General features: G+C 39.6%; 2 protein-coding genes. Both read right to left on the minus strand.

From position 1 onward, the window contains the following. Positions 1-215 precede the first annotated feature (215 nt). The gene (locus HYU69_12370) at positions 216-755 is read right to left on the minus strand and encodes a hypothetical protein (GenBank protein MBI2271132.1); all 540 of its coding nucleotides are present in this window, start codon (positions 753-755) and stop codon (positions 216-218) included. A gap of 3 nt (positions 756-758) precedes the next feature. Then, on the minus strand, positions 759-2,840 hold the full coding sequence (locus HYU69_12375; GenBank protein ID MBI2271133.1) for a hypothetical protein: 2,082 nt from the start codon (positions 2,838-2,840) through the stop codon (positions 759-761). Positions 2,841-3,223 lie beyond the last annotated feature (383 nt).

Raw genomic sequence — 3,223 nt, forward strand, 5'->3', positions numbered from 1 at the left:
CAATACCAATTTATTACTAAACCAGCACCGAGAGGCGGTTTACAGCCTCTGCTTACACAGCGACTGTGATAGACCTACTATCATCTTTTATACAACATACAATAAACTTACAGGTCTATTGTTTCATGGCACACTTCGTACTTTCATACCAAAAACCCTGATTAAAATCAGGGGGCTATTGATCACTACTTTTAAAATTATTGAATTAAATTGAATTAAGGCTTATTTTTCTTGTCTTCAGCTAAATTTTTACTCGACAGGAGTTTTCCACTCTCGTAAACTTCTTCTTTTATGGCTTTGCCCTCTTCGTTATAATAAGTCCACGCCTTTTCCTTAGCATCTCCGTTGTAAGTGCCACTTTCTTTTATTCTGCCGCTTTTATAGTATTCTTTGTAAGCGCCCACAAATCCTTCTATGTACCAATTGCCCTCCGCTATTTTCAGTTCCTTTTTGTCATAAAATTTAAAATATGTTTTGTCTCTACATATATTTAGCTTGACTCCGTTACATGCGTCCAATGCAGATACTCCATACTTTTTAGCCTTCTTATTTTTTACGAAATATATTGTATCATTTAGGTAGTATCCCTTATATAAATCTCTTACAAAAGGCTTTTTAAAATCTTCGTACTTGTTGAATATTACAATTACAGTATCGGCACATTTTAAAATATCCTTTCCCTTCTGTGCTTTTGATGATGATGTTATTACAATAAGTAGTAATAACAATGCATTTTTTTTTATACTTTTTACCATATCCTATCTAAGTACCGGTAATGAAAGCCTATATCTTGTATAGGTTACATTCCATTGTGAATTAGGAAAATTTGAAACAGCACTATTTCCACTAGCCGTTGTGTATGGCCAAGGATTTGTGGTGTTTTGATTTAGTGTTAAACTTGTTGTTCCGTTTGGTATTGTAAAATTTGTAGTGGTAGTACTACCTGTTACACCAACCGTAAGCGTTGTTACAGGTGCAAGACCAGGCATTGTGGCATAATTATCTCCAGCATTTCCACGAACAAAAGTTCCTTGGAACACTTGCGCTCCATTCTGATTTGTAAACGTAAATTGGTCTGGATGTGGCAGTGGTGAAATTATAACCTGACTTCCTGGCACAACCCGTTTTAATTCTTGTGTGCTGGTAGAATTATTAGAATTATTATCTCCAATGGTTAATGTCCGTGTTCCAAGCGCTTCAATCCCCTTTTGTTCAAAATGCCCCACGTTACTATATCTCACATTCCATTGATTATTGCCCCCGCTAAATGAAGGCGGTCCCATGCTTGAACGGGCCTGACCTAAATCAGGAGAATCAGACGAATGTCTGAAAGTATAAGTGTTACTTTCATCCGCCTTCCAATTGTTGAACCTACTTCTGAAATCGCTATCGAATATTCTTCTAATTCCAACTCTTAAACGATCGCCAAAATTTTCGTACTCTACTATATCTCCCAATGGGTCGTTATAAAGTATGGGGTTGCAATTCATAGATGCGTAAGGGCTCCAGCTTTGGCTCCATTTCGGGTCTACTTGTTTCCAGCGACCTGTTTCTGCATCTAAACCTCTGAATAAAGTATAGTAGTCATTATTGGATATTTCAAGTTCGCGCTCCGAATTCTGGTAGCCAAATTTTTCATCACTACTACTAACATAACTCCTCAGTATTTTGCCGTAAGGAAAATAATCATTCACATTCAATACAGTTTGCTGTACAGTTAATATTGGTGGGTTATTGTTTAACGGAGGTACACAGTTTGCTGTGGCTGTATAAGTAACACGCGTATTACCTAAATGGTCTGTTGTGTAATATTGCGTGCTGCCACCTTGTAGTTTGGCTATGCGCTGCTTACCGTATACATAATAATCTGTTGTGCTGTTGAGCAAATTCAGTATTGCCACATCACGGCCAGCAGCATCCTTTAAATAATAGGCTTCGTCTTCAACAGTGCTGCTGGAGTTGTTCAACCTTTTTTTGTATAAACGGTTGTCATCAACCCCATAAAGATATGTTGCTGTTTTGTTATCAATGGTCATCAAGGTCGGCAGGTTTGCACGACCATAAGTGGTTTGGTTAACCGAGCGTTTGGTGTCGGTTCGTACATTCCCGTTTTGGTCGTATGTGTATTGCCCGATGAGGGCAGAGAGCACCTCGCCGATCTGGTCAATCCTTGAAAGTTTGTTGGTGCCTGTGGTGTATCCATACGTCCAGCTATCCGCCTCGTTTGTGGCTCCCGCTGTTACCGATGCCGGTGAATTGTACAGATACCTGTTCAGCTTTTTTATATTCCCGATACGGTCGTATGTATAATTTTCATCACCGTACAAGCGGGCAGGTGTTGCAGGGCCTGCGCTTACTAAGTTTTCCATTACGCTGGCATCGGCAGAGGTAAGCCTGTTTAGACTGTCGTATCTATAACCATAAATTGTGGGTTGGCTAAAAGCCATGTTAAGTGTTGAAGCGTTTGTTGTGTTGTTAAACTTGTAAACGGCTTTAAGGGCGTTTATATTGCCATTGTAATTGTTGCTTGCACTCACAATAAAATTATCGGTTGCTGTTTGCGGGTGTTGGCTGTCGTAATACAGGTATTCATCGAACAGGTCACTGGTCATGGAAGTTAACCTGTCCCGGTCATCATAACTGTATTGCTGTGTACTTACTGTTGCCTGCGGACACGCTCCCACGGTTTCACCCAAATGCCGCTCAACAGTTACCAGGCCAAGCGCGTCATTATACTGGTAACTTGCCAGCGCCTGCCCATTTGCCGAAACTACTGATAAGCGATTCCAACCATCATATTGGTAGTCGTAAGCCATTTCAACAGTTCCGTCGGCACCCATATCAACCTGTTCGGTTTTTAAACTGCCCTGCAGGTTGTAAATAGGATAATTTATTTTGCTAATGCAATTTTTAATTTTTTTGCAAAAATAAAATTTCTTGAAAAATTGCTGATCCGCAAGAGTTGCACTCTGCGACCGCTTCCGTTTTTTCTATTTCAAAGAACACAACTTAAAAATAATCTTTCCTTAATCACTATTTTACTTTGCGGTCGAGTAGGCAAAGGGAGTTTCACCCTAAGCCTCTCACAGAACCGTACGTGAAGCCTCACTTCATACGGCTCTTGTCATTCAATCAAGTTGATTTAAAAATTGTCCAATGATAAAACATAGTAGGATAGCTTACCTGAAGCTCTTTTATCCATTTATATGCTTTCTTGTAACTC

It is taken from the genome of Bacteroidota bacterium (assembly GCA_016183775.1).
GTDB lineage: Bacteria > Bacteroidota > Bacteroidia > JABDFU01 > JABDFU01 > JABDFU01.

Bases quoted from the DNA above. Each gene is read 5' to 3' on its own strand.
- HYU69_12370 (MBI2271132.1), bottom strand. From the start codon at position 755: ATGGTAAAAAGTATAAAAAAAAATGCATTGTTATTACTACTTATTGTA.
- HYU69_12375 (MBI2271133.1), bottom strand. From the start codon at position 2,840: ATGGGTGCCGACGGAACTGTTGAAATGGCTTACGACTACCAATATGAT.